The following is a 23411-nucleotide window of genomic DNA, read 5'->3' as shown; positions in this document are numbered from 1 at the left end:
CCCGACTCCGGCACCGTCCTCGTCGTCACGGGGGCGTTCGATCCGACCGCCGATCTGGTGATCGAGGAACTCAACCGGCGTGCGGTGCCGGTCTTCCGGGCGGATACGGCGTGGTCCCCGTCGAGGCTCGCCGTGGCGGCGGGCCTCGACGGCGAGTCCGGCTGGCGCGGGGCACTCGCCACCGGCCGCCGTTCGCTCCGTCTACTACCGCCGTCCCACGCCGAGCGAGTTCCCGCCCGAATTGCCGCCGGAGGCACGGGCGGTGGTGGCCGCCGAAGCCCGGCGGGGCTTCGGCGGCCTGCTGTCGGCCCTCCCGGCCCGGTGGCTGCCGCCGCCGGGCCGGGCCGCAGATGCGGAGTCCAAGCCGCTCCAGCTCCGGGTGGCGGTGGAGTGCGGGCTGCGGGTGCCACGGACGCTGATCACGAACCGGCCCGAGGCCGCACGGCAGTTCGCGGAGCGGATGGGCGGGCGGCCCGTCGTCTACAAGCCGTTCACGCCGATCCGGGGGACGTCCGGCGGCGAGTCGGTGGCGGTCTACACGAGCGTGCTCCGGCCGGAGGACGTCGGGCACCCGTCGATCGCCGCGACGGCGCACCTGTTCCAGGAGTGGGTGCCCAAGGCGTACGAGGTCCGGCTCACGGTGGTGGGCACGCGGCTGTTCGCCGCCGAGATCCACGCGGAGTCGGACGCGGCCAGGACGGACTGGCGCAGCGACTACGACAGCCTCCGCTACCGCGTGTGCGCGCCCCCGACCGAGGTGGCCGACGGGGTGCGCCGCGTGCTCGCCCGGCTCGGGTTGCCGTACGGCGCCTTCGACTTCGTCGTGACGCCGTCGGGGGCGTGGGTGTTCCTGGAGGTCAATCCCAACGGGCAGTACGGGTTCGTCGAACAGGCGACGGGGCTGCCCATCACCGCCGCCATCTGCGACTACTTGGAAGGAAGCGTGGGATGACCACGGACATCGACGCGAGGGTGCGGCTGGCGCGGGACATCGAACGGGGGGCCTCGGTGCTGTCCTCGCGGGTCGTCGAGGCGTTCCTGAATGTGCCGAGGCATCCGTTCGTGCCGGCGTTCTACCGGTGGGAGGACGGGGCGTACCGGGCCCAGAGCGCGGGTGGAGGCGCGTGGTTGGGGTCCGTGTACGCGGATGAGGTGCTGGTCACCGAGGTGGACGATGCACCGGGTGCCGAGGTGGGCGGGGTGGCGACGTCGTCGTCCACGGCGCCCGGGCTGATGGCGGAGATGCTGGACGCGCTCGACGTCCGGCCCGGTGACAGGGTGTTGGAGGTCGGCACCGGGACCGGGTACAACGCCGCGCTGCTCTGCCACCTCGCGGGCGCCGGGAACGTCACCACCGTCGACCGCACCGCGCACCTGGTGGAGGCGGCGCGCGAACGGCTCGGCGCCGACGTCGCCGTCGTGCGGGCGGACGGCGTCCACGGCTGTCCCGGGGGCGGGCCGTTCGACCGGGTCATCGCGACCTGCTCCGTCCGCCGGATCCCGCGGGCCTGGCTGGACCAGTGCGTGACCGGCGGGCTGATCGTCGCACCGATCGGCAATGCTCTGGGCGGCGGCGCGGTCGCCTGTCTCACCAAGCTGCCCGACGGGGGCGCGGCGGGCCGGTTCCTGCACCGGCCCGCCGCGTTCATGCCCCTGCGGGCGGACGGGAACGCGGCAGCGGTCCACGACGTCCCCACCGGCGGCCGGCGGCGGACGAGTGTCGTCGGGGCCCGCGTGCTGGACGACCACGGCTTCTCCTTCTGGGCCGGCCTGCGGCTGCCCCCGGCCGTCGTCCGGGTCGGCGGCGGCACGCTGCACGATCCCACCGACGGCTCGACGGCCCACGTCGACGACCACCCCGGCCGCCCGTCCACCGTGACCACCGCCGGACCGCGTGACCTCTGGCAGCTCGTCGAGGCCGCTCGCACCACCTGGCGCCGCCACCACCGCCCCCGCCGCGAGTGGTTCACCCTCACCATCGCGCCCGGCGGCCCGCAACTGGTGAGCTACGGCGCCCCGGGCGGAGGCATGACCTGCTGCCCCCTCTGACCGGATGCGAGGCCGAACCAGGGCAGGCACTCCCGCCTTCGCCACGGACCCGGCCCTCGGCCGGCCGGTGATGCCCGGAGCCGAGTACGCGAACCGATGAGGTGGTGACCGCCGGGGTCGGTGTCGGTGTGACGCCGGCCCCGGCGGTGCTCACCGCGCGGGGCTCCGGCCTCATGGCCGGGCGCCACCGCAGGGTCGGATCAGATGGCGACCCAGAACGCCTCCATCCAGCGGGCCTCGCCGATGCTGCCGATCCACTGGTCGTACGACCACAGGTCCGTGCCCTTCCAGCCGACGTTCTGCACGTGGGCGGCGGCCTTCATGGTCTCGTTGGTGCTGCGCAGGTGAATCGCCTCGAGCGCGTTGCCGTTGGGGTTGTAGATCTCGGCCCAGGTGCCCGGCGCCACGCGGCGCTCGGCGCCGGTGCCGTCGTTGGACCAGTGCAACTGCACGTTGAAGTCCAGGTCGCCGTACACGGAGAAGTACACGCGGTCGATCGGGTCGTTCTGGCCCGTGGTGCCGGTGAAGCCCGCGGCGCCGTCGGTGCACAGCACGGAGGTCCACCCCGCGTTCCGTGAGTGGGCCTGGTAGCAGAGGGCGCGCGCGTTCTGGAGCGTGGGGCCGGGCACGGCCGCCCCGGCGCGCGCCGTGTCCCCCGTCTGGGCCGTGTCCGGGGCCGGCTTGACCTCGGTGCTCGACGAAGGGGCGGCCGAGCCGGCCGCCTGCGCCACCGGGACCATCCCGAGGAGCGTGAGAGCAGTGAGCGCAGAGAGGGCGGTCAGTGTGCGGGATCGCATGATCACTTCTCCGTTCGTATGCTGAGTCAACTGCCTTGCACTAGGCATGAGATGGAAAACGGTGTGTCCCGGCCACGCCGGAATCGGACACATTTTCGGCCGCGCCCCGGGGCGGACCGCATCGACGCCCTGGACAGCAGAAGCCCGCTGAGGGCCTGGCCGACGCCGACGGCGGTCCGGGCCGCGTCGACCGCCCGGTCACACTCCTCTCGTGGCCGCGCTGTGTGGATTCCTTCGCCGGCAAGGTCATCGCCGACCCGAAGAACCTGTCGACCTGACCGGACGGGCGCTGACGACACGTGGGGGGCGCCGATCCGGCGGCGCCCCGCGCTGTCCTGCCGCTCAGGCCGGGCCGAACCAGGGCAGGCACTCCCGCAGCCCCTCGACCTCCACCGGGACCGTCCGGTGCTCCCGCCACTGTCCGGCGGTCAGGCGCAGCCGGCGCAGGACGACGGCCCGCTCGCGGACGACGTGGTGCTCGATGCCGTCCTCGCGGTAGCCCAGCTTGCGCGACACCCCCAGCGACGCTGGGTTGTCGGCGTAGGCGCCGGAGACGGCGTGCCGCGCGGCGAGCCCGGCGAAGGCCAGGTGGAGGACGGCGGCGCGCATCTCGGTGCCCAGGCCCCGGCCGTGGTGCTCCCGGCCGAGCCATGAACCGGTGTGGACCTCCCGGCGGATCGCGAAGTCCCGGGCGCCGATGCCCTGGGTGCCCACGACGGCGCCGTCCCGCAGCACCACGAGGTTCAGCTCCCAGTCCTCCGGCCGCCACGCACCCCAGCAGCGCCAGTGGTACTGCAGGACGCTCCGGGCCCGCTGCTCCGGCGCGACGTCGGTCCAGGCCACCGTGAACGGCTGCACGGCCGGGTCGTGCACGCCGTCGGCGGCCAGCGAGGCCAGGGCGGCGAGCTCGTCGGGGTCCGGCAGCCGCAGTTCCAGGCGCGGGGTGGTCAGCCGCAGTCCCGCGAGCGGCCAGTGCGACAGCAGGCTCATGCCCGGGAATTCTGCCGCCGCCTCACCGTCGGGGCCACCGGATAACGCGCCGGGCCGGACCCGGGTGGGGCCGGGCCCGGCCTGGTGCCGCTCAGTGGCGCGGTTCAGCGGGGTGGCGTCAGAAGCACGTCGCCGGGGACTCGGCCCAGCCCGAGACGTAGCTGCCGTTCGCGTACCACATCCGGGTGTAGTAGCAGTACCCCGGCACTCCGCCCCAGTAGAGGTCGCCGCGGTAGTAGCCGTTGCCGGGGCCGACCACGCCGACGTCGTACGCCGCGCTGAAGTTGGTGGGCTCGCCGCCCTGCGACGCGGGCTTCCAGCCGACCTGGAGGTAGATCCGGATGTCGGTCTGCGGGCTGTTCACGTAGCCGAAGGCCTTCGACCCGTTGAGGACGATGTTGCACGGGTTGAGCTGGACGCCGCTCGGGTAGGCGCCGGGCGCCGTGTAGCCCCGACACCCGCCGCTGGTGGCGGCGTTGGCCGTACCGGACACCATCAGCGGCAGCAGCGAGCCCGCCGCGATCGCGACGGCGACTCCCGCCTTGGCCCGGCGGCTGGTCTTCCCCATGGTTTCCCCTCCCTGGGCCGGCGCTCTGGCGTCACTGGCCGCTCCGTGGACCGCCGCTCCCCGCCTTCCGGGGCCCGGCGGAGGCGATGCTGCCACCGCGACAGGCCCGGCTCCCAGGGGTCCGGGCCACCCCGGACGGCCCCGGACGGACCTGGACGGCCGCGGACGGCCGGGTGTCAGGGCCGGTAGTGGTCGGCGACCGCGGTGAACGCGGCCTTGGGCTCCCACGGCAGGTCCGGGTAGGCGGCGCCGTCGCGGTCCTCCAGGACCTTCACGACGCCGTAGCTCGCCAGGTCCAGGTCGTCGCGGGGGTCGCCGTCCGGGCGGTGCGGGTAGTCGTAGAGGGCGAAGGTGAAGACGAAGGCGCTGTCGACGCCGCCGGCGTCGAACGCCTCCAGCAGCTCGCGCACGCAGGCGGCCTGGCCGGCCTCGTCACGGGCGTACGCGCCGTCGAGCCGCAGCGGCGCGCGGGTGCCGGCGTCGTACTCCACGATCTCCAGGCCGCGGGCGCCCCGGTCGCCGGCGCCCCGGTAGCCGGCCGCGCCGAACTCGGTGACGGCCACCGGCTTTCCCTGGGCGACGAGGTGCCGGACGCCGTCGGCGAAGCGGTCGGCGATCTCGGCCGACCGGTAGAGGTCCAGGGACATGATGTCGAACGGGGTCCAGTCGACGTTCTCCAGCGGCACGGCGGCGTAGGTGACCTTGCCGCCGAACCGTGCGCGGACCAGCGGCACGGCCTCGGCCAGGAACGCGTTGACCTTGGCACCGGCCGTGCCGATGTGCTCGCGCACCTGCTCGGGGCGGCTCAGCAGGGCGACGCGCTCCTCGGTGCTGTCACCGGGCAGGAACCCCTTGTTCATCAGGCTCAGTTCGGCGCCGGTGACGAACACGACCTCGGCACCGCGCCGCCGCAGCCGCTCCGCGCGCTCGGCGCAGTCGGCGAAGAGCGACAGCATCGCCTCGGCGGTCAGTTCGAGCGGGTAGGGGGAGAACCAGACCTCCAGCCCGAGCTCGGCGGCGTACCCGGCGGCGAGCTCGATCCGGTCCGGGTCGCCGCCCATCACGCGGACGGCGGTGCAGTGCAGGTCGTCGCGGATGACCGCCAGCTCGCGCCGCACCACCTCCGGGTCGAACCGCTTGCGGCCCAGATGGCCGTTCCAGGAGAAGCCCGTGTCATAGCTGATGCCCTTGGCGCGCATGGCGTCGCTCCTTCGTCGGTTACCGAGATTTACGGTACGGACCGTACCCTACTTGGCGGGGGTCGGGGCAAGTGGTCAGAATGGGAAGGTACGGAGCGTGCCGATCGTGAGGAAGGGCGGGCCATGCCGGAACGACCGACGGGCCCGCCGGCCGCCGGGCAGACGCGCCGCCGCGGCGCCGCCCTGGAGGACGCGATCCTGGGCGCGGCGGCGGACGAACTCGCCGAGTCCGGGTACGCCGGCCTGACCATGGACAAGGTCGCCGCCCGCGCCGGCACCAACAAGAACGCCCTCTACCGCCGCTGGCCCAACCGCCTCGCCCTCGCCGTCGCCGCCTACCGGCGGCTCGCCACCACCATCCAGCCGCCCGACACCGGCAGCCTGCGCGGCGACGTCCTGGAGTGGCTGCGCCAGGCGAACCGCTACTGGAGCTCCCCCCAGGGCGCGATCCTGCGCGAACTGCTCGCCGCCGCCGGCGGCACCGCCGAACTCCTGGCGCAGCTCCAGGAGCAGTCCGGCGACGCCGCCGCCGCCCCCTGGCTGACCATCCTGGGCCGCGCGATCGCCCGCGGCGAAGCCTCCCCGGAAGCGCTCCACCCCAGGGTCGCCACCGTCGCCATGACCCTGCTGCGCAACGAGTTCGTCGTGCGCGGCGCCCCCACCGCTCCCGACGAGGTGCTGGTCGAGATCGTCGACGAGGTGTACCTGCCCCTGGTGCGGGGCCGGGGACTGCCACCGGCCTGACGTCCATCCGTCGTTGACGGGACGTGAACAAGGGATCCCTAGCGTCGCTTCGCAGCAGTTCCCAGCGAAGCGAAACGAGGGATCACACCCATGGGTCGATTCTCCGGCCTCTCCGGCCTCTCCGGCCTCTCCACCGTCTCCGTCGCGATGGTCGCCCTGGCGGGTGCCGTCGCCTTCACCGTCCCGGCCTCGGCCTCACCCGTGTCCGGGGCGGGCGACCAGGCGACCAGCAGTGCGGTCGGCGCGGCCTTCTGGGCCGGGCAGAACGCGGTCGGCGCGGTGGCCGACGCGATCACGGCCGAGGTGCGGAAGCTGCCCGACGAGGGCGGCTACGCCGGGCTGGTCACCGATCCCGAGAAGTCCGCCATCACCGTGCACTGGAAGGGCGCGGTACCGGCGGCCGTCCGTCAGGCGGCGCGCGGCGACCGGCACGTGAAGGTGACGTTCGCCGAGGCGCCGTACACCCACCGCCAGCTGCTCGACGCCCGCGACCGGGCCTTCGCCCAGCGGGACCAGCTCCCGGGCAAGCTCACCTCCGTCGGCCCGAGCCCCGACGGCAAGGGCCTGATACTCGGCGTGGCCGAGGACGGCGGCAACGCCGTCGGCAGCCGGCAGAGCGAGGCGGTCGCCCGCGACATCACCGACCTCACCGGCGGGGTCGCCGTCGTCCGGGTGAAGAGCCAGAACCCGCAGGCCGCGACGGGAACGGCCGTGGCCGCCGCCGGTACCTCCGGGCGCGACACCCAGCAGGCGTACGGCGGCGCGCGGTGGACCTACTGGGAGGGGAGCGACCGGTACGTCTGCTCCACGGGGTTCGCCGTCCGCGTCCCGGGGAGTCCGTGGCGGCTGATGACCAGTGCCGCGCACTGCGGCAACCAGGGTACGCAGGCGTACAGCCCGCAGTTCCCCGACAGCCGGGCGTTCGGGTCGGTCGGGCACCGGGACACGGAACGGGACATCAACCTCCTCTACCCCGGCGCTTCGGACTTCTTCCAGCCGCGCATGTGGTGGGGTCCGTGGGCGGAGGCCTCGAACGCCGGCGACCAGCGGACCTGGCCGGTCAAGGGGCTGCACCAGAACTACGTGGGCCAGCGGGTCTGTTCCTCCGGATCCCAGTCGGGGAACATCTGCGACATCACGATCGAGGCCACCGAGCAGACCGTCGTCTACCGTGACGGGACGACGGTCCAGCGGACCGTCCAGGTGCACAAGCCGAACCAGGCGGTCTGGGGGTCGGGCGACAGCGGCGGCCCGGTCTCCCAGCCCGACGGCTCCGACGTCTACGCCAACGGGATCATCTCCGGCGGGACCAACGACGCCCAGTGCGAGGGGAAGCCCAACCGCTCGTGCGGCACGACGGGTTGGTACGCGCCGCTCGACATCTACCTGGAGAAGCAGGGCCTCGAACTCGTCACCGGGTAGCCCGGGGCGCCGGGAGTCCCGGAGCAGGAAGTCGGACCGGCCGACTTCCTGCTCCGACACGGGTCAGCCGAGGCGGGCGAGGAGGGCGCGGCAGTCGGCCTGCTGCTTCTCGTCCTCCTCGATGCCCGCCCACATGTCGGCGCGCCCCGGCAGTTCCAGGCGCGCGCGCAGCAGCGGGACGGCCGGGGCGGCGGCCGGGCCCATCCGGTCCAGGCAGGGAACGACGCGCCGGCCGGTGGCGGGGTTCTGCTCCCAGGCCGGCAGCAGCACGCCGAGCACGGCCGGGGCCCCGGGCTCACCGCCGATCGCCCAGAGCGCGGCGGCGGCGTGCACGCGGACCCAGTCGTAGGTGTCGTCCAGCAGCTCCCGCAGGCGCGGCAGCGCGGCCGCCGCCGCAGGGCCGATCTCGCCGAGGACGTCGGCGACTTCGGTGACCCGGAACCGGCTGCCGGCGTCCAGCCTGGGGAGCTCCCGGACCTCCCGCCGGCCCAGTGGTCCGTGCGTCATGCCGTCGGGCCGGTGAGCTTGGCGGTCACGGCGTCGAGGACCCAGTCCAGGCCGGTCGCGAAGGACGTCTCGGCGGCCACGTCCGTGGCGTCGTGCACGGCCTTGCTCAGGGTCGGGAAGCGGCCGGTGGCCAGCATCCTCATCACGTGGGGGCCGGAGTCGCGTTGCCAGTCCTGCTCGGACCGGCCGGTGGCGCGTTCGGCCCGCAGGTTCGCGATCTCGCGTCTGATCGCGCCGTTGACGTAGGCGCTGACGGTTTCCACGGCGCGCATGACGGTGTCGATGCCGGCGAGGCCGTCGAGGGCGGCCAGGGTGGCCTCGGTGACGGCGAGGCCGTGGGGGCCCAGGGACGGGCGGCCGCCGAGCAGGTCGGCCAGCCATTCGTGGCGGAGCGCGGCCTGCCGGGTGCGGTGGGCGAGGACGCGCAGCGCCTCCCGCCCGTCGCCGGGCCGCTCCTCGCCGCGTGCGGGGAGGATCTCGGCCTGGACCTCGTCCACCATCAGGTCGAACAGTTCCTGCTTGGTGGAGATGTAGCCGTACAGCCGCATCGGCCCTGCGTTCAGCCGGGCGGCGACCTTGCGCAGCGACACCGCGTCCAGCCCGCCCTCGTCGGCCAGCGCGATCGCGGCGGCGACGATCCGCTCGCGGTCCAGCGGCACGGGGCGGGCCGGCGGCTCCGGACGGTCCCACACAGTCATCCCTACCGCCGTTCCATTGCTCTGTTCCGTCAGGGGCAATACAGTGTATCGACATGAGACGCCGTATCGCCGTGGTCGGGGGAGGGCCCGCCGGCCTCACCTTCGCCCGGGTCCTGCACCGCCATGGCCACCCCGTCACCGTCCTCGAACGCGATCCCGCCCGCGACGCCCGGCCCCCGGGCGGCACGCTGGACCTGCACGAGGGGATGGGCCGGCGCGCACTGGAGATGGCGGGGCTGCTGGCGGAGTTCGACGCGCTGTCCCGCCCGGAGGGCCAGGCCATGCGCATCCTCGACCCCGACGGGACCGTCCTCCGCGACTGGCGCCCCGGCCCGGACGAGCGGGCCAATCCCGAGATCGACCGCGGGCAGCTCCGTGACCTGCTGCTCGGCCCGCTCGACGTCCAGTGGGGCCGGGGCGTGACGGCGGTCGTGCCGGGGGTGGCCGGGGGCGGTGCACTGGTCCGGTTCGCGGACGGGCGGGAGGAGGCGTTCGACCTCGTGGTCGGCGCGGACGGCGCCTGGTCCCGGACCCGCCCGGCGGTCTCGCCGGTGACGCCGCAGTACACCGGCATCACCATGGTCGAGACCTCGCTGGACGACGTCGACACCCGCCACCCCGACCTCGCCCGGCTGGTTGGGGACGGTTCGGTGGCCGTGTACGGCGTGAACCGGGCACTCGTCGCCCAGCGCAACAGCGGGGGCCGCGTCAAGGTGTACGCCCAGTTCCGCGCGCCGCTGGACTGGTACGCCGACGGCTCGAACGTTCCATCGCGCCTGCTGGCCCTCTTCGACGGCTGGGCCGACCCGGTCCTCGACCTCCTCCGCCACGGCGCCGCCTTCGCCCACCGCCCGCTCCACGTGCTGCCCGAGTCCCACACCTGGGCCCACGTCCCCGGGGTGACGCTCCTGGGCGACGCCGCCCACCTGATGCCCCCGCTGGGGGCGGGCGCGAACCTCGCGATGCTGGAGGGCGCCGAGCTCGCCGAGGCCGTCGCCGCGTGCTCCGGGGACCTCGACGAGGTGGTCCGCGCCTTCGAGGAGCGGATGTGGGAGCGCGCCGGCCGGTGGGCGAGGATCACCCGGGAGGGGCTGGAGCGCCTGGTGAGCCCGGACCCGGCCCGGGCTCTGGCCGTCTTCGACCGGGTTCAGCCCTCCTGACCGGCTGAGCGGGCGTCAGCAGCAGGTGGCGGGGACGTCGGCGTCGGCCTTGACGACGTAGACCTCCCACGGCTCCTTGCCCGGGCCGTGGACCCAGACCTTGTCCTGCACGGCGTAGCAGCAGGAGGTGTCGTTCTCCTCGAAGGTCGCCAGGCCGGCGTCCTTGAGGCGGGTGGTGGCGGCGGTGACCTGCTCGGTGCTCGCGACCTCGACGCCGAGGTGGTCCAGGCGGGTCTCCTCGCCGGCCTCGCCCTCGATCAGGACGAGCTTGAGCGGGGGCTCGGCGATGGCGAAGTTCGCGTAGCCGGGGCGGCGCTTGGCGGGCTCGGTGCCGAAGAGCTTGGCGTAGAAGGCGACGGAGCCTTCGAGGTCGGCGACGCGCAGGGCGAGCTGGACACGGGACATGGCGGTCTCCCCGGTTCGAGGTCTTGAATCGACGGTTGTCGATACAGCGAGCTTGCCTCGCTTATTCGATGACTGTCAACATAGACACATGTCGAATCTGGAACTGCAGGTGCTCGGGCAGGACGGCGCCGATGGCGGCGGCGAGACTGCGGCGTGCTGCTCGCCGATGGTCCGCGAGCCGCTCGGCGAGGAGGCGGCCGTCGACCTGGCGCGGAAGTTCAAGGCGCTCGCCGACCCGGTGCGGCTGCGGCTGCTGTCGCTGATCGCCTCGCACGAGGGCGGCGAGGCGTGCGTCTGCGACCTGACGGGGCCGTTCGACGTGTCCCAGCCGACCATCTCGCACCACCTGAAGGTGCTGCGCGAGGCCGGGCTGGTCGGCTCCGAGCGGCGCGGGACCTGGGTCTACTACTGGGTGCTGCCCGGCGCGCTGGCCACGCTCGCCGCCCTGCTCCAGACCCCGTGACGGCGCCGATACCGCTCGGCCGCCGGGCGGTGGCCGAGTTCGTGGGGACCGGTGCGCTGGTCGCCGTCGTGGTCGGCTCCGGGATCCAGGCCGCGGCGCTCTCCCCGGACGCCGGGGTGCGGCTGCTGGCCAACTCCCTGGCCACCGTCTTCGGGCTCGGGGTGCTGATCGCCCTGCTCGGGCCGGTCTCGGGGGCACACTTCAACCCGGTGGTGACGCTGGCCGCCTGGTGGACGGGGCGCGGTTCCGGCGGGCTCCGTCCGCGCGAGGTCGCCGCCTACGTTCCGGCGCAGGTCGCGGGGGCGGTCGGGGGCGCGGTGCTGGCGAACGCGATGTTCGCCGAACCGGCGGTCCGCTGGTCCGCCCACGACCGCTCGGCCTCGCACCTGTGGCTCGGCGAGGTCGTCGCCACGGCGGGGCTGGTCCTGCTGGTCCTCGGGCTCACCCGGGTCGGGCGGGCGCGGCTCGCGCCGGTCGCGGTCGCCTCGTACATCGGCGCGGCGTACTGGTTCACCTCCAGCACCTCCTTCGCCAACCCGGCCGTGACCGTCGGCCGGGCCTTCACCGACACCTTCGCCGGTATCGCCCCGGCCTCCGTACCGCCGTTCGTCGCCGCCCAACTCGTCGGCCTGGCCGCCGGGCTCGCCCTGGTGTCGGCACTGTTCGGCCCTCCCGCCCCAGGACACCGCCCATGACCACCCCCGCGACCCCCACCGTCCTGTTCGTCTGCGTGCACAACGCCGGCCGCTCCCAGATGGCCGCCGCCTTCCTCACCCACCTCGCCGGCGACCGGGTCACCGTCCGCTCCGCCGGCTCCGCCCCGGCCGACGCCGTCAACCCCGCCGTGGTCGAGGCCATGGCGGAGGTCGGCATCGACATCTCCGCCGAGATCCCGAAGGTCCTCACCACCGAGGCCGTCGAGTCCTCCGACATCGTGATCACCATGGGCTGCGGCGACGCCTGCCCCTACTACCCGGGCAAGCGCTACCTCGACTGGCCCCTCGACGACCCCGCCGGCCACGGCCTCCCCGCCGTCCGCCCCATCCGCGACGCCATCGAATCCCGCATCCGCACCCTCCTCGCCACCCTCGCCGTCACCCCGACGGCCTCGGAGTAGGAAGTCGGTCCGGCCGACTTCCTGCTCCAGCGCTCGAAGACTCGGGCGCAAGGAGCAGTTCGTCGGGTGGCCTCGCCGATTCCCCGGCGAGGCCACCCGGGAGCAGTGCACGCTCTGCTTCGACGGTGCGCGCGAGCCCGTCAACACCCAGGGAGGACTCCCTTCGCCGACTGCCGGCAGCAGTCCCGGCCGTGAGCCCGCCTCGACCCGATTTCGCGTTGCCGCAACAACAGCCCCTTGCGGCACAACGGTTGGGATCGGGACCATTGACCTGCCCGACAGTTCGTGCGACCACGGGCCGTGCCCCACGGTCTACTCCACCGACACCGGCGAGTTCGTGGTGCAGGGGTTCACAGTGGACGACCCCGAGGCGCTCGCCACCATGAGCCTGCCGGAGACCGAGACGGCGGTACGCATTCCGGTCGGCCTCTTGGTGGGGGGTTGCCCGTGACCGTCTCTCCTGACGCCTTCGGCGCTCGGTGCGACACTGCAGCCGTCCGGGCAGATGGACGCGCCGGACGATCCCGGAAGCAGCAACGAAGCGATGTCCTTCCCCCTCTGACGTCCGGTAGCGTGCCGGGGTGGACATTCTGCTCATCGCCGGCCTCTGGCTCGACGGATCCGCCTGGGACGACGTCGTCCCCGAACTCGCCGCGCTCGGGCACCGGCCGGTGCCGCTCACGCTGCCGGGGCAGGGCGACGGCGCCGCCGGCGCGACGTTGGACGCGCAGGTGGAGGCGGTGCTCGCGGCGGTGGACGCGGCGCCCGGGAGGCCGCTGGTGGTCGGGCACTCCGCGGCGGCGACGCTGGCGTGGATCGCCGCCGACGCGCGGCCGGAGAAGGTGGCCAAGGTCGCCCTGATCGGCGGCTTCCCCGCGGCCGACGGGCGGCCGTACGCCGACTTCTTCGCGATCGAGGACGGCGTGATGCCCTTCCCCGGCTGGGCCCCGTTCGAGGGCGCGGACGCCGCCGACCTGGACCGGCGGGCCCGCGACCGCATCGCGTCCACCGCGATCCCCGTCCCCGAGGCGGTCGCCAGGGGAGTCGTCCGCCTGACCGACGAGCGGCGCTTCGACGTGCCCGTCGCGCTGGTCTGCCCCGAGTTCACCCCCGCCCAGGCCAAGGAGTGGATCGCGGGCGGCGAGAGCCCCGAACTCGCCCGCGCCGCCCACCTCGACTACCTCGACCTCGACTCGGGCCACTGGCCCATGACCACCCGCCCCCGCGAACTCGCCCGCCTCCTCGCCGACGCCGCACGGTCGGTGAGCTCCTGAGCGGTGCGGCCGGCGCGGGCGGCCCCGAACTCCGCGCGTTCCTGGCGTCACTTCACCATCCCCGAACTGCCCTGGAGCCGCGTTGACGAGGCCTCGGACGCTGTTTCACGTCGGGCAGCGCGTCTCGTGCGAGTTCCTCCAGTCCGACACCTGGAACGGCGCGGCCAGGCTGTCCCGTGACGGAGGGCTCCCGTCGGCCGATCGGTGGACGGGGGTGGGGTGTGCGGGTGTCCTCCGCCCCGCGCGCGGGGCGCCCTGGTAGCTGTACCGCCATGTCCCATCACCTCAGCGGACCGAACCTCCGCTCACCGCGCGGTGACGCCCGGCTCGACCTCACCGACCTGTTCGTGTTCCCGTCCGCCGACGCCCCGGGCCGCACCGTCCTCATCATGAACGTCAACCCGTACGCCCCCACCGGCGGCGCGGAGTTCCACCCGGACGCGGTCTACCGCATCAACATCGACAACGACGGCGACGACCGCGCCGACGTCGCGTACTCCTTCACCTTCTCCGCCCCGGCGGACGGCGCCCAGCACGTCACCGTGCGGCGCGCCACCGGCGAGGCGGCGCAGCGGCACGAGGCGCTGGGCGAGGTGGTCTTCGCCGACGTGCCGGTGGCGTTCGGCGACGCGCCGCACGTCGTCTCGTCCCCGTACGGCGGGTACCAGCTCTCGGTGGGGCTGCGCAGCGACCCCTTCTTCGCCGACCTCGAAGGGATCGTCAACGACTTCACCTGGACCGGCAAGGACGCGATGGCGGAGGCCAACGTCTTCGGCATCGTCCTCGAAGTGCCGGACGCCGACCTCGGCCCGGAGCCGGCGATCGGCGTGTGGGCGCGGATCAGCCTCCACCAGGACGGGCAGCTGCTCTCCGTCGACCGGGGCGCCCACCCCTCGCTCACCGCGTACTTCAACGCGGAGGAGGTCAAGGACGTGTACAACACCGGGGAGCCGGCCGACGACTGGGAGAAGTACCGCGAGCCGTGGACGGCCGTCCTCCAGCACACCGGCGACTACACCACCGACGCCGCCACCGAGACGCTGAAGCTCGTCCTCCCCGACATCCTCCGCTACGACCGCTCCCGCCCGGCCGCCTACCCCAACGGCCGCACCCTCACCGACGACGTGACCTCCGCCCGCCTCACCATGGTCTCCGGCGGCAAGGTCACCACCGACCACATCCCCCCGCACACCGACCTGCTCCCCACCTTCCCCCACCTCGGCCACCCCCACCCGTACCCCCCGGCGGGCTAGCCGGGCCCGTCGTAGGAAGTCGGCGGGCCCGACTTCCTACTCCCGGCCGAGCAACCGGCCGATGACGGCCGCGGCGCCCTCCGGGTGGTGCACCAACCACTGGCCGAGGTGGTCGCGGACAGCCTCCTCGACGCAGCCGCGCACGGCGGTGTTGCCCAGCACGTCCTTGGTGGCGCCTTCGAACTCGACGTCGTCCAGCTTCACCGACACCACGGCGGTCAGGCCCGCGCCGACCCGGTCGGCGTCGAGGTCGGGGGCCGCCGCCGGGAGAAGGTGGTGCCTGCGCGCGTGGGCCGTGAGCGCGGCCGCCACGCCGGTGCGGAACCCGCGGTCGTGGGTGCCGCCGCCGTTGGTGGGGCGGCTGTTGGCGAAGGTCCGGATTCGCTCCCCGCCGTCGGCGACGGCGACGGCGCGCCAGCGCAGGGCCACCTCCAACGTGCCGGCCATTCGCGGGGCCTCGTGTTCGAAGCCGAAGATGTCGTCGTCGGGGCCGTCGCCGCCGTCGAGGAAGGCGACGAAGTCGCGGGCCCCGCCCGGGAAGCGGTACCGCTCCTCCCGCGGCTCCGCCGGGTGGCGGCGGTCGCTCAGTGAGATCTCCAAGGCCTGGTTCAGGAAGGCCAGTTCCCGGAAGTGATCGGCCAGTGCGTCGAACGAGAACTCCCTCACCTGGAAGATTTCGTCGTCCGGTCGGAAGGCGATGCTCGTCCCGCTCCGGCTTGCCGGGCCAGCCTCGGTGGGCGGTGTGAGCGCGACACCGCGCGCATACTCCTGGACCCACCGGACTCCCGCCCGTCGCACCTCGGCCGTGAGACGGCTGGACAGGGCGTTGGCGACGAACAGCTCCAGGCCGATGTAGCCGGCCGACACGTCGTGCCGTTCGAGGGGCGGCTTCCCGGCCTGCATGCGGGTCAGCGGGGCCTCGACGGGGTCGCCCGGCCCGTCGTCGGCGACGCGCGCCCAGCCGTCGGACATGAGCGTGACGTCCACCCGGCGGGTCCGGCCGGCGAGGACCTCGTTCACCGCTCGGTGGGTCACCGAGAACAGCAGGTTGTGGAGGCCGTGTTCGCCGGTCGAACCCACGTACATCCCAGGCCGCTTCCGGACGGCTTCCAGACCCTCAAGCACCTGGATGCGGGCGGTTTCGTACCCGGTCGTTCCCTCGCTCACGATGTCCCCTCCGACGGCGTTCGACAGGGCTCCACAGCCTAGGGGAATTCCGGAGAAACACCAGGTCAGAGCTGGTTTGGCGGAGCCGTGTACGCCCGCCCGGGCGGCTGCCGGAAGCGGCCCGCCCCGACGGTCCCGGACCCCCGTCGGAGCCCGGTCAAGGGCCCGCCGAAGCCGCGCTCGACCCCGTTTCCGGCCGCGCGCGGGGCATGAATCGGAGGAAATTTCCGGGCCGTCAGGGCAGGAGGCACTGGGACTGTGGGTCGTAGCAGTTGAGGCCCATCGACGAGGCGACCGAGGCGGCGTACACGGCGGCCTCCTCGGCCATGCTCCAGCGGATCGGGAAGTGGATCAGCGGGCCGCTCGCCTCGTCGATCAGGGGGCCGGTGGACCACGGGGAGATGTCGTCCTCGTCCTCGGTCAGGTCGGGCCAGCGGGCCAGCAGGGCGGCGACGTAGGCCGTGATGCGTTCGGTCGGGGGGATGTCGGGGCCGTCCGTGGCGATGTACCGCTCGTACAGCTCGTCGAAGCACCGGCTCGCGGCGGCGTCGTCCGCGGGCCGCTCGCCTTCCCACACTGCAAGGTCGAAACTCATGCGCGCAGCCTGACACGCGGCACTGACAATCGCCCCGGAGGGGGTCTTCTACGAGCGGGCCATCGGGCGGCGCTCGCCGTAGCGGGCCTCGAAGTCGGCGTCGCTGAGGGCGCTGAGTTCCTTGCCGGTGACGCGGCCGGTCATCAGGTCGGTGAGGAAGGCGGGCATGGGGGTGGTGCGCAGGGCGTCGGTCATGGGGCCGGGGACGGTGCGGACCTCGGTGTCGACGCGGCCGTCGGGGTGGAGGCGGTAGGTGCGGTAGCCGGGGCCCTCCAGGGTGCGCTCGCGCGGGTTGAGGCTCATGAAGGAGGACGGGCAGACGTAGACCGGGCGGCCCTCGAACTCGCCGGAGAGGTCCCCGTGCAGGTGGCCCGCGCCGATCGCCCGGATCTTGGGGAAGTCACGGACCAGCAGCGCGAGTTCGCTGTCGCCCTGGGCGTCCGGGGCGGTCTCGGGCAGCGGGGGCTGGTGGAGCCAGAGGAACACGTGCTCCGCCCGGGTGGCGGTCAGGATCGCGCGGGCGCGCCGTTCCTCGGCCGGGGTGAGGCCCGGCTGGGCGGCGGCGTGGACGCGGTCGTCGCGGTCGCGGTAGGTGCCGTCGGCCTCGGCCTCGCGTCCGTGGGCGTTGGCGTCCAGGAAGAGCATCAGCCAGTTCCCGACCTGGACGGCCGGTTCGAGGTGAACGGTGGGGCGGGGGAGGAAGGCCTGGAGCGGGTCCTGGCGGTCGTGGTTGCCGGCCAGGCAGTAGACGGGTGTGGGCAGCGCGGCGAGGATCCCGCCGAGCCGCTCGTACGCGCCGGCCTCGCCGAGGTCCGCCAGGTCGCCGGTGGCGACCACCAGCGCGGCGTCCTCGACCTGGTCCGCCGCGTCGGCGAGCACCGCCGCGAGTCCGTCCTCGGGCTCGTGGGAGACGAACGACCGGGCGCCGGGGGCGTCGCGGAGGTGCAGGTCGGAGATCTGGACGATGCCGATGGTGTCGGTGCTGGGGCGGGTGCTGGTGCTGTCGTGCTGCATGGGCGGCCCTCACTCTGCGGGATCCGGCGGCGGGTCCGCGGCCGGGCACCCCCGACGGTAGGGAAGTGGCAGAACTGCCAAATGGCAGTTGTGTGAACTTCTGCCGACGCCGGGTCGAGCTTTTGCCGAGATCTGGCTTGGTTCGGCGGAACCGGTCAATATCGGTCATTGATCGATCAAATCCAAACCATGAACGGCAAGTTCGGACCAAGAAAGGGCGCTTTCGAACAGTCGTGCCGTGAGAGGGATCGAGCTGTGTAGATTTTTGATCGGTTCGGGCGATGTTGTGTGCGTCGCCCGGCCATGGACGCTCCTTCATGTGCCCGCACAACGAAAGGAAGCCTCATGCCTGAACTCGACCTCGGCGTCGCGACCGACTGGACCGAGGGTGACACCCACGGCCGCGTCAAGCTGGTGGAGAACCGGGTCTACCCGGGCTCGCCCAAGCGGGACGTGCTCATCAGCTCGCCGGTGAGCATCGAGCTGTCGGTGAACACCAACCACTCCTCCAGCCAGGAGGCGGACAAGATCTACTTCACCACCCACCACGGTTCGACGAAGAAGATCATCGCGGTGCTCGACTCCGACGGGAACCTGCACATCGCCGGCCGTCTGATCACCGACCAGAAGGACCTGCGCTTCTGAGCGACGGCATGACGACGGCATGACGACGGAACGATGACGGTGGGGGCGGTGGCGGATCTCGCCACCGCCCCCACCGGCGTTCACTCCGTTTCCCAGGGCACCGCGGCGTCGAAGCCGGCGCCGAGCAGCCGGGCGAGGTTCCAGTGGTCGTCCTCGCCCGCCTCCAGGCCGTCGAGCAGCAGCCGGGCGGACGGGAACGGGCGGGCGGGGCGCAGGCGGGACAGCTCGATCAGCCGGACACGGCCCGCCGGCCCCGGGTCCGCCGGGCCGTCGAGGGCGGCCAGCGCGGCGCGGAGGGTGGACTGGAAGGTGGAGGTGTCGTCCTCCTCCCACACGCCCTCGATCTCGTCCAGCTCGATCGTCACGAACGTGCCCGGCGCCCGCTCGACCGCCTGCCGCAGCAGGGCGGCGTGGGCGTCCAGCGGGCCCTCGGCGGCGAACAGCGCGTTCAGCACCGGCAGTGCGGCGTCCAGCTGGGCGAGCGCCCGGTCCTTGGCCACCAGCGGCGCGGTGGCCTCCACCTCCCCGTCCTCGTCGTCGTCCAGATCCTCCTCGTCGACCGTGAAGACACCGGTCACGAGGTCGGCGGGGCGGAACATCGCGAGCCAGAGCAGCGGAACGCCGAAGACGTCGTGGGCGACGACCCCGGTCCGCGGCTCGAAGCCCGCCACTTGGCTGGAGGGGTAGAGGGACGCCGTGTCGGTGGAGCAGAGATACGAGTAGTTCGCCATCCCCGGAGGCTAGCGGGCCCCACTGACGGCGCCGTCGATGAACCGCAGCAGGTGCTCGTTGACCACGTCGGGGCGTTCCAGGGTGAGGCCGTGGCCGGCGTGTTCCACCACTTCGGCGCGCACGCCCGGGATCAGGGCGGTGATCCGGGCGAGGGCCGGGCGGGGGCGGAGCAGGGCGCTGCGTCGGCCGAGGAGGACGAGCGCGGGCAGGCGGACGGAGCGCAGCTCGTCGTCGGTGAACGGGCGGGCCGGCGGGCGGGTGCTGGGCCGGTAGGTCCGCATGGCCAGCATCAGCGGGGCGATCATCTCGGGCGGGGAGCTGAGCGCGGGGTTGGCGAGCAGGCGGCCCAGCGCGGGGCGCCAGCGCCGCGGGGCGAGCATGCCGAACAGTCCGCCGATCATATGGGCGTAGAAGCGTGCGGGGACCTTCACGATGCCGCCGGGGTCCAGCGGGGCGATCGAGGCGAGGCGCCCGGGCGCGTGGACGGCCTGGTTGAGGGCCAGCCAGCCGCCGTAGGAGACGCCGACCAGGTGGACGCGGTCCAGACCGAGCGCGGCGAAGACCTCGTCGAGCCAGGCGGCGTTCTCCGCGCCGCCGGCCGCGACGGCGCGCTGGACGCTGCGGCCGGGGTCGTTGAGGGTGTCGATCGCGTAGACCGGGTGGTGCTCGCCGAGGGCGGCGACCTGCGGGTACCAGTTGGACGGGTGCCCGGCGTGGCCGTGCAGCAGGACGACCGGCTCGCCGGTCGGCGGGCCGTGGCGGTGGACGTGGACGGTGCCGTAGGAGGTCTCGACGTCCAACTCCTCGCGCGGGCCCGGCCACAGCTCCATCGCGCGGTCGTACGCGGCGAGGAACCTCGTCCGCGCCTCGTCGCTGGTGAAGTGTCCGACGGCTGTCCTGGTCATGGTTCGGTCCCCTCCCGGAACGCAAGGCAGCACCAACAGTGGAGCGGCGACGCCGCAGCTCTTGATGGTATGTTTGTACCATAAAAGAATCCGAGAGGAACCGGAACGCGATGCCCAAGCTGGTGGACCACGAGGAACGGCGAGCCCACATCATCGACGCGCTGCTGCGCGCGGCGGCGCGCGACGGCCTGCACGCCGTCACCATGCGGTCGGTCGCGGTCGAGGCGGGCGTCTCGGTGCGGCTGGTGCAGTACTACTTCGACACCAAGGAGCAACTGCTGCTCGCGACCCTCGAACGCCTCGCCGTCCGGATGGGCGAGCGGGTCCGCGACCGGGTGCGGGCGGCCGGATCCCCGACGGCGCCGCGCGACATCGTCGAGGCGGTCCTGCTCGAAGCCGTGCCGACGGACGAGGAGAGCCGCACCTTCCATCTCGTCTACACCGCGTACGCCGTGCTCTCCGTCACCGACCCGGCGCTCGCCGGCCAGCCGTTCCTGAAGGCGCCCGGCGAGATGGAGGACTTCCTGATCGCCCAACTGGCCGCCGCCCAGCGGGCCGGGGACGCCGATCCGCACCTGGACGCCCGCCAGGAGGCCGTCCTCCTGCTCGCCGTCTCGGCGGGTCTCGGCCTGAGCGTCCTGCTGAACCAGCGCACGGCCGACGACGCGACGGCCGTGCTGCGCCACCACCTCGCCCGGCTGTTCCCCGGAGGCGTCAAGTCCCTTTGTACGCCGCTCGGTTGATCGGGTGAACGCCGCCGGAATGTCGGGCGGCCGGGTGAACGGGGCCGGGACGCTGGCGGCATGACCGAGACGACCGAGCCCTTCCGGCCGCCGCGCGGCGCCGCGATGACCAGGATGGCGCTGTCCGTCCTCACCCCGGCGGCGGCCGCGGCCACCGCCGAGGTGCCCGGGCGGGTGCCCGAGCGCCGGCCCGGGCGCGGGCGCTTCGCCGAGCGCGAGCCCGGGCGCTTCACCGAGCGCGGGGCGTGGGGCCTCGCGGACGACGTCAGGTCCTTCACCGTGCGCCTGGCGGTGCCGGGGGCGGCGGCGAGCGCTACAGGAACCGGCGCAGCAGGCCCGACGTGCGGGCGGTGAACGGCGGGTAGGCCAGGCGCAGGGTGTCCGCGCGCAGGGGCTTGTCGAGGACGGCCTTGGTGTGGCTGAAGGTGTCCAGCGAATGCCGGCCGTGGTAGCCGCCCATGCCGCTCTCGCCGACGCCGCCGAACGGCAGGCCCGGCACCGCCAGATGGGCGTTGGGGATGCCGAAGTTCAGGGCGCCGGAGGAGGTTTCGGCGACCAGCCGGGCCTTGGAACGGGCCGAGGCGGTGAACGCGTACAGGGCGAGCGGCTTGTCGCGGGCGGTGATGAAGGCGATCGCGGCGTCCAGGTCCGGGACGCGCACGATCGGCAGGACCGGGCCGAAGATCTCCTCGCGCATCACCGGCGCGTCGGGCTCGACGTCGGCGAGGACGGTCGGGGCGAGGTAGCGGGTGGCGCGGTCGCGGTCGCCGCCGGTGACCAGGCGGCCGTCCCCGAGCAGGCCGGTGAGCCGGTCGAAGTGGCGCTCGTTGACGATGCGCCCGTAGTCGGGGCTGGCGGCCGGGTCGGTGCCGTACATCTCGCGGATCGCGGCCGTCAGGTGCCCTTCGAGCGCCGGCCCGGTGTCGCCGACGGCGAGCACGTAGTCCGGGGCGACGCAGGTCTGCCCGGCGTTCATGAACTTGCCCCAGACGATGCGCCGGGCCGCCGTCGCGAGGTCGGTGCCGGGCTCCACGACGGCGGGGCTCTTTCCGCCCAACTCCAGGGTGACCGGGGTGAGATGACGGGCGGCGGCGGTCATCACGATCCGTCCGACGGTGCCGTTGCCGGTGTAGAAGACATGGTCGAAACGCTGCTCCAGCAGCGCCGTGGTCTCCGGCACCCCGCCCTCGACGACTGCCACGGCCCGCGGGTCCAGCGCGCGCGGCACCCACTCGGCGAGGGCCGCCGAGGTCGCGGGCGCGAGCTCGCTGGGCTTGACGACGGCGGTGTTGCCGGCGGCCAGCGCGCCGACCAGCGGGGAGAGGGCCAGCTGCAGCGGGTAGTTCCACGGGCTGATGATCAGCACGGTGCCCAGCGGCTCGCGCACGGTGCGGGCCCGGGCCGGCTGGAGCGCGAGCGGCACCGGGACGCGGCGCGGGCGCAGCCAGCGGTCCAGGTGGCGCAGGGTGTGGTCGATCTCGTTGAGGGTGAAGCCGATCTCGGTGGTGTGGGCCTCGGTGGCGTTCTTGCCGAGGTCGGCCCAGAGGGCGGCGGCGAAGACGGACCCCTGGTCGACGAGCAGGCGTCGCAGGGCGCGCAGCTGCGCCTTGCGCCAGGCGACGGGCCGGGTGCGGCCGGCGGCGAAGGAGGCGTTCAGGCGGGCGACGGTCGCGGCGGCGTCGCCGGAGGTGCCGTCGGAGGTGCCGTAGGAGGTGCCGTCGGCGGCGGCAGCGGCGGCGTCCGTGGTGAGGGATTCCGGGGAGGCGCTCATGCCGTCGAGCATATATGAAACGAAACGTTTTCGTTTCTGCTGCGGGTAGGCTGGCCCCATGACCGAGACCGTGGCGCGCCGAGGCCGCCCCCGGGACGCGAGCCGGGACCGGGCGCTGCTGGAGGCGACGCTGGCCGTGCTGGCCGAGAGCGGCTACGGCGGGCTGACCACCGCCGCCGTGGCGGCCCGGGCGGGCGTCTCCACCGCCACCCTGTACCGCCGCTGGTCCTCCAAGGAGGAGCTGGTGATCGCCGCCGCGACCACCTGCACCGAGGACCTCACCGCGCAGCCCGACACCGGCACCCTCGAAGGCGATCTGCGGGCCCTGCTGCGGGACAAGGCCGCCGCCGTGACCGGCGAGAGCGGCCGGCTGATGCGGGCCCTGATCGGCGAGGCGGCGCAGAGCACCGCCCTGGCCGAGGCGCTCGTGTCGGCCTTCCTTGCGCCGCTGTACGCGCGGGTGGCCGAGGTGGTGCGGCGCGCCGCCGAGCGCGGTGAGATCCCGCCGCCCCGGGACGCCGACCTGCTCGGCGACGTGGTCATCGGCCCGGTGATGAGCCGGTTCCTGCTCACCTCGAAGGCGCCCGACCAGGTGGACGCGCGGGTGGCGGAGGAGACGGCCGACCGCCTCCTCCCGTTCGTCCTGCGGGCGCTGGGGGGCCGCTGATCAGGCCGGCAAGGGCTTGGTCATGACGATCTCGCGGCTCACGCCGTCGGGGAGCAGGTCGCCCGGCTCGCCGGTGTCGGTGAAGCCCGCGCGCTCGTAGAGGGCGATGGCGTGGGCGTTGTGCGGCATCACGGCGAGGCGGAGCGTCGGGAAGCCCTGCCCGGCGGCCCACTGCCCGACGGCCTCGATCAGCCGGGCGCCGACGCCCCGGCCGCGCGCCGCCGGGCCGACCCACATCGAGATCAGCTCGACGTACCCGTCGGCCGGCACGCCGGTCGCCATCGCGGCGGGCTCGCCGTCCACAAGGGCGACCAGGTCGAGGGCGCCGGCGATCTCCAGTCGGGAGCGCCAGCGCTCCTCGCGGTCGCCCTCGCCCTGCCAGCCGGCGAGCGTGGAGCCGAAGGCGTACGGCGCTTCGGCCAGGGCGGCCAGCCGCAGTTCGCGGAAGAGCGGCCAGTCGTCGGACGTCAGTTCACGCAGTTCGATCATGGTGTTGACGATGCCCCGTCGGGTGCCGCGTGGACAA

Annotated in this window: 28 protein-coding genes and 1 pseudogene; 15 read left to right on the top strand and 14 right to left on the bottom strand. The window is 73.5% G+C overall.

Annotation, left to right across the window (positions count from 1 at the left end; genetic code table 11):
* The first annotated feature begins 262 nt into the window (after nucleotides 1-262).
* Together ABTX81_RS12615 and ABTX81_RS12610 are read left to right on the top strand one after the other, a co-directional pair.
* Nucleotides 263-952 (top strand): MvdC/MvdD family ATP grasp protein, encoded by a 690-nt coding sequence (locus ABTX81_RS12615; RefSeq protein WP_350543660.1) that lies wholly within the window; start codon nucleotides 263-265, stop codon nucleotides 950-952.
* Nucleotides 949-2049, top strand: a complete 1101-nt coding sequence (locus tag ABTX81_RS12610) for a methyltransferase domain-containing protein (protein ID WP_350543658.1) — start codon at nucleotides 949-951, stop codon at nucleotides 2047-2049. Before ABTX81_RS12615 ends, ABTX81_RS12610 begins: the two co-directional genes overlap by 4 nt.
* A 200-nt stretch (nucleotides 2050-2249) precedes the next feature.
* Here ABTX81_RS12610 and ABTX81_RS12605 read toward each other — a convergent pair whose 3' ends face one another.
* The 4 genes from ABTX81_RS12605 to ABTX81_RS12590 all read right to left on the bottom strand — a co-directional run bounded on the left by ABTX81_RS12605 (nucleotide 2250) and on the right by ABTX81_RS12590 (nucleotide 5603).
* A complete protein-coding gene (locus tag ABTX81_RS12605) occupies nucleotides 2250-2846 on the bottom strand; it encodes a hypothetical protein (RefSeq protein ID WP_350543657.1) in 597 nt (198 codons plus the stop codon).
* Nucleotides 2847-3188: 342 nt separating this feature from the next.
* The gene (locus ABTX81_RS12600; protein WP_350543655.1) at nucleotides 3189-3836 is read right to left on the bottom strand and encodes a GNAT family N-acetyltransferase; all 648 of its coding nucleotides are present in this window, start codon (nucleotides 3834-3836) and stop codon (nucleotides 3189-3191) included.
* Nucleotides 3837-3954: 118 nt separating this feature from the next.
* Nucleotides 3955-4404: a hypothetical protein gene (locus tag ABTX81_RS12595; RefSeq protein ID WP_350543653.1), complete on the bottom strand. Its 450-nt coding sequence runs from the start codon at nucleotides 4402-4404 to the stop codon at nucleotides 3955-3957.
* A 176-nt stretch (nucleotides 4405-4580) separates the two neighbouring features.
* Complete coding sequence (locus ABTX81_RS12590) at nucleotides 4581-5603, bottom strand: glycoside hydrolase family 113 protein (RefSeq protein ID WP_350543651.1); 1023 nt, start codon at nucleotides 5601-5603, stop codon at nucleotides 4581-4583.
* Nucleotides 5604-5726: 123 nt separating this feature from the next.
* Here ABTX81_RS12590 and ABTX81_RS12585 point away from each other — a divergent pair, with 123 nt between their 5' ends.
* On the top strand, nucleotides 5727-6347 hold the full coding sequence (locus ABTX81_RS12585; protein WP_350543649.1) for a TetR/AcrR family transcriptional regulator: 621 nt from the start codon (nucleotides 5727-5729) through the stop codon (nucleotides 6345-6347).
* Between the two features lie 90 nt (nucleotides 6348-6437).
* Nucleotides 6438-7769, top strand: a complete 1332-nt coding sequence (locus tag ABTX81_RS12580) for a chymotrypsin family serine protease (protein WP_350543647.1) — start codon at nucleotides 6438-6440, stop codon at nucleotides 7767-7769.
* A 63-nt stretch (nucleotides 7770-7832) separates the two neighbouring features.
* Here the strand turns inward: ABTX81_RS12580 and ABTX81_RS12575 are convergent, their stop codons facing one another.
* Nucleotides 7833-8276 (bottom strand): hypothetical protein, encoded by a 444-nt coding sequence (locus ABTX81_RS12575; protein ID WP_350543645.1) that lies wholly within the window; start codon nucleotides 8274-8276, stop codon nucleotides 7833-7835.
* Nucleotides 8273-8974, bottom strand: coding sequence for a TetR/AcrR family transcriptional regulator (locus tag ABTX81_RS12570; RefSeq protein WP_350543643.1), 702 nt, complete (start codon nucleotides 8972-8974; stop codon nucleotides 8273-8275). Before ABTX81_RS12570 ends, ABTX81_RS12575 begins: the two co-directional genes overlap by 4 nt.
* Nucleotides 8975-9027: 53 nt before the next feature.
* Between ABTX81_RS12570 and ABTX81_RS12565 the strand changes: the two genes are divergently transcribed.
* Complete coding sequence (locus tag ABTX81_RS12565) at nucleotides 9028-10134, top strand: FAD-dependent oxidoreductase (protein WP_350543641.1); 1107 nt, start codon at nucleotides 9028-9030, stop codon at nucleotides 10132-10134.
* A 15-nt stretch (nucleotides 10135-10149) separates the two neighbouring features.
* Here the strand turns inward: ABTX81_RS12565 and ABTX81_RS12560 are convergent, their stop codons facing one another.
* Nucleotides 10150-10539: an ArsI/CadI family heavy metal resistance metalloenzyme gene (locus ABTX81_RS12560; RefSeq protein WP_350543639.1), complete on the bottom strand. Its 390-nt coding sequence runs from the start codon at nucleotides 10537-10539 to the stop codon at nucleotides 10150-10152.
* 88 nt (nucleotides 10540-10627) lie between these two features.
* Here ABTX81_RS12560 and ABTX81_RS12555 point away from each other — a divergent pair, with 88 nt between their 5' ends.
* From ABTX81_RS12555 to ABTX81_RS12530, 6 genes and pseudogenes are all read left to right on the top strand, one after another.
* Nucleotides 10628-11002, top strand: a complete 375-nt coding sequence (locus tag ABTX81_RS12555; RefSeq protein ID WP_350543637.1) for an ArsR/SmtB family transcription factor — start codon at nucleotides 10628-10630, stop codon at nucleotides 11000-11002.
* On the top strand, nucleotides 10999-11697 hold the full coding sequence (locus tag ABTX81_RS12550; RefSeq protein WP_350543635.1) for an aquaporin: 699 nt from the start codon (nucleotides 10999-11001) through the stop codon (nucleotides 11695-11697). Before ABTX81_RS12555 ends, ABTX81_RS12550 begins: the two co-directional genes overlap by 4 nt.
* The gene (locus ABTX81_RS12545) at nucleotides 11694-12119 is read left to right on the top strand and encodes an arsenate reductase ArsC (protein ID WP_350543633.1); all 426 of its coding nucleotides are present in this window, start codon (nucleotides 11694-11696) and stop codon (nucleotides 12117-12119) included. The genes ABTX81_RS12550 and ABTX81_RS12545 overlap by 4 nt, the downstream gene beginning before the upstream one ends.
* A gap of 581 nt (nucleotides 12120-12700) precedes the next feature.
* A complete protein-coding gene (locus ABTX81_RS12540; protein WP_350543631.1) occupies nucleotides 12701-13393 on the top strand; it encodes an alpha/beta fold hydrolase in 693 nt (230 codons plus the stop codon).
* A gap of 54 nt (nucleotides 13394-13447) precedes the next feature.
* Nucleotides 13448-13568: pseudogene (locus ABTX81_RS12535) on the top strand (S1 RNA-binding domain-containing protein); the annotation flags it as partial.
* A 97-nt stretch (nucleotides 13569-13665) separates the two neighbouring features.
* Nucleotides 13666-14646 (top strand): DUF4331 family protein, encoded by a 981-nt coding sequence (locus ABTX81_RS12530; RefSeq protein ID WP_350543629.1) that lies wholly within the window; start codon nucleotides 13666-13668, stop codon nucleotides 14644-14646.
* Nucleotides 14647-14682: 36 nt separating this feature from the next.
* On the opposite strand, the gene ABTX81_RS12525 is transcribed toward ABTX81_RS12530, so the two are convergent.
* The 3 genes from ABTX81_RS12525 to ABTX81_RS12515 all read right to left on the bottom strand — a co-directional run bounded on the left by ABTX81_RS12525 (nucleotide 14683) and on the right by ABTX81_RS12515 (nucleotide 17422).
* A complete protein-coding gene (locus ABTX81_RS12525) occupies nucleotides 14683-15813 on the bottom strand; it encodes a DNA gyrase subunit B (RefSeq protein WP_350543627.1) in 1131 nt (376 codons plus the stop codon).
* Between the two features lie 235 nt (nucleotides 15814-16048).
* Nucleotides 16049-16408: a hypothetical protein gene (locus tag ABTX81_RS12520; RefSeq protein WP_350543625.1), complete on the bottom strand. Its 360-nt coding sequence runs from the start codon at nucleotides 16406-16408 to the stop codon at nucleotides 16049-16051.
* A gap of 48 nt (nucleotides 16409-16456) precedes the next feature.
* The gene (locus ABTX81_RS12515) at nucleotides 16457-17422 is read right to left on the bottom strand and encodes a metallophosphoesterase (RefSeq protein WP_350543623.1); all 966 of its coding nucleotides are present in this window, start codon (nucleotides 17420-17422) and stop codon (nucleotides 16457-16459) included.
* A gap of 345 nt (nucleotides 17423-17767) precedes the next feature.
* On the opposite strand from ABTX81_RS12515, the gene ABTX81_RS12510 reads away from it, so the two are divergent.
* Complete coding sequence (locus ABTX81_RS12510; protein ID WP_350543621.1) at nucleotides 17768-18067, top strand: DUF6342 family protein; 300 nt, start codon at nucleotides 17768-17770, stop codon at nucleotides 18065-18067.
* 80 nt (nucleotides 18068-18147) lie between these two features.
* Here ABTX81_RS12510 and ABTX81_RS12505 read toward each other — a convergent pair whose 3' ends face one another.
* Complete coding sequence (locus ABTX81_RS12505; RefSeq protein ID WP_350543619.1) at nucleotides 18148-18798, bottom strand: hypothetical protein; 651 nt, start codon at nucleotides 18796-18798, stop codon at nucleotides 18148-18150.
* 9 nt (nucleotides 18799-18807) lie between these two features.
* Nucleotides 18808-19704, bottom strand: a complete 897-nt coding sequence (locus tag ABTX81_RS12500; protein ID WP_350543617.1) for an alpha/beta fold hydrolase — start codon at nucleotides 19702-19704, stop codon at nucleotides 18808-18810.
* 110 nt (nucleotides 19705-19814) lie between these two features.
* Here ABTX81_RS12500 and ABTX81_RS12495 point away from each other — a divergent pair, with 110 nt between their 5' ends.
* Both ABTX81_RS12495 and ABTX81_RS12490 read left to right on the top strand, forming a co-directional pair.
* Entirely contained in the window at nucleotides 19815-20447 is a 633-nt protein-coding gene (locus ABTX81_RS12495) for a TetR/AcrR family transcriptional regulator (RefSeq protein ID WP_350543615.1), read from the top strand.
* 60 nt (nucleotides 20448-20507) lie between these two features.
* Nucleotides 20508-20801, top strand: a complete 294-nt coding sequence (locus ABTX81_RS12490; RefSeq protein WP_350543613.1) for a hypothetical protein — start codon at nucleotides 20508-20510, stop codon at nucleotides 20799-20801.
* Here ABTX81_RS12490 and ABTX81_RS12485 read toward each other — a convergent pair.
* A complete protein-coding gene (locus ABTX81_RS12485; RefSeq protein ID WP_350543611.1) occupies nucleotides 20761-22218 on the bottom strand; it encodes an aldehyde dehydrogenase family protein in 1458 nt (485 codons plus the stop codon). The genes ABTX81_RS12490 and ABTX81_RS12485 overlap by 41 nt on opposite strands.
* A 58-nt stretch (nucleotides 22219-22276) precedes the next feature.
* On the opposite strand from ABTX81_RS12485, the gene ABTX81_RS12480 reads away from it, so the two are divergent.
* Entirely contained in the window at nucleotides 22277-22885 is a 609-nt protein-coding gene (locus tag ABTX81_RS12480; RefSeq protein ID WP_350543609.1) for a TetR/AcrR family transcriptional regulator, read from the top strand.
* Here the strand turns inward: ABTX81_RS12480 and ABTX81_RS12475 are convergent, their stop codons facing one another.
* Nucleotides 22886-23374 carry a GNAT family N-acetyltransferase gene (locus tag ABTX81_RS12475; protein ID WP_350543607.1) on the bottom strand — a complete coding sequence of 163 codons (489 nt, stop codon included), beginning with the start codon at nucleotides 23372-23374 and terminating at the stop codon, nucleotides 22886-22888.
* Between the last annotated feature and the right edge of the window lie 37 nt (nucleotides 23375-23411).

Origin of the sequence: Kitasatospora sp. NPDC097605, assembly GCF_040302725.1 — a bacterium.
In the GTDB taxonomy this organism is placed as follows: Bacteria; Actinomycetota; Actinomycetes; order Streptomycetales; family Streptomycetaceae; genus Kitasatospora.
Note: the sequence above shows the minus strand (reverse complement) of the source record. Positions and strands in the feature narration are given on the sequence as shown.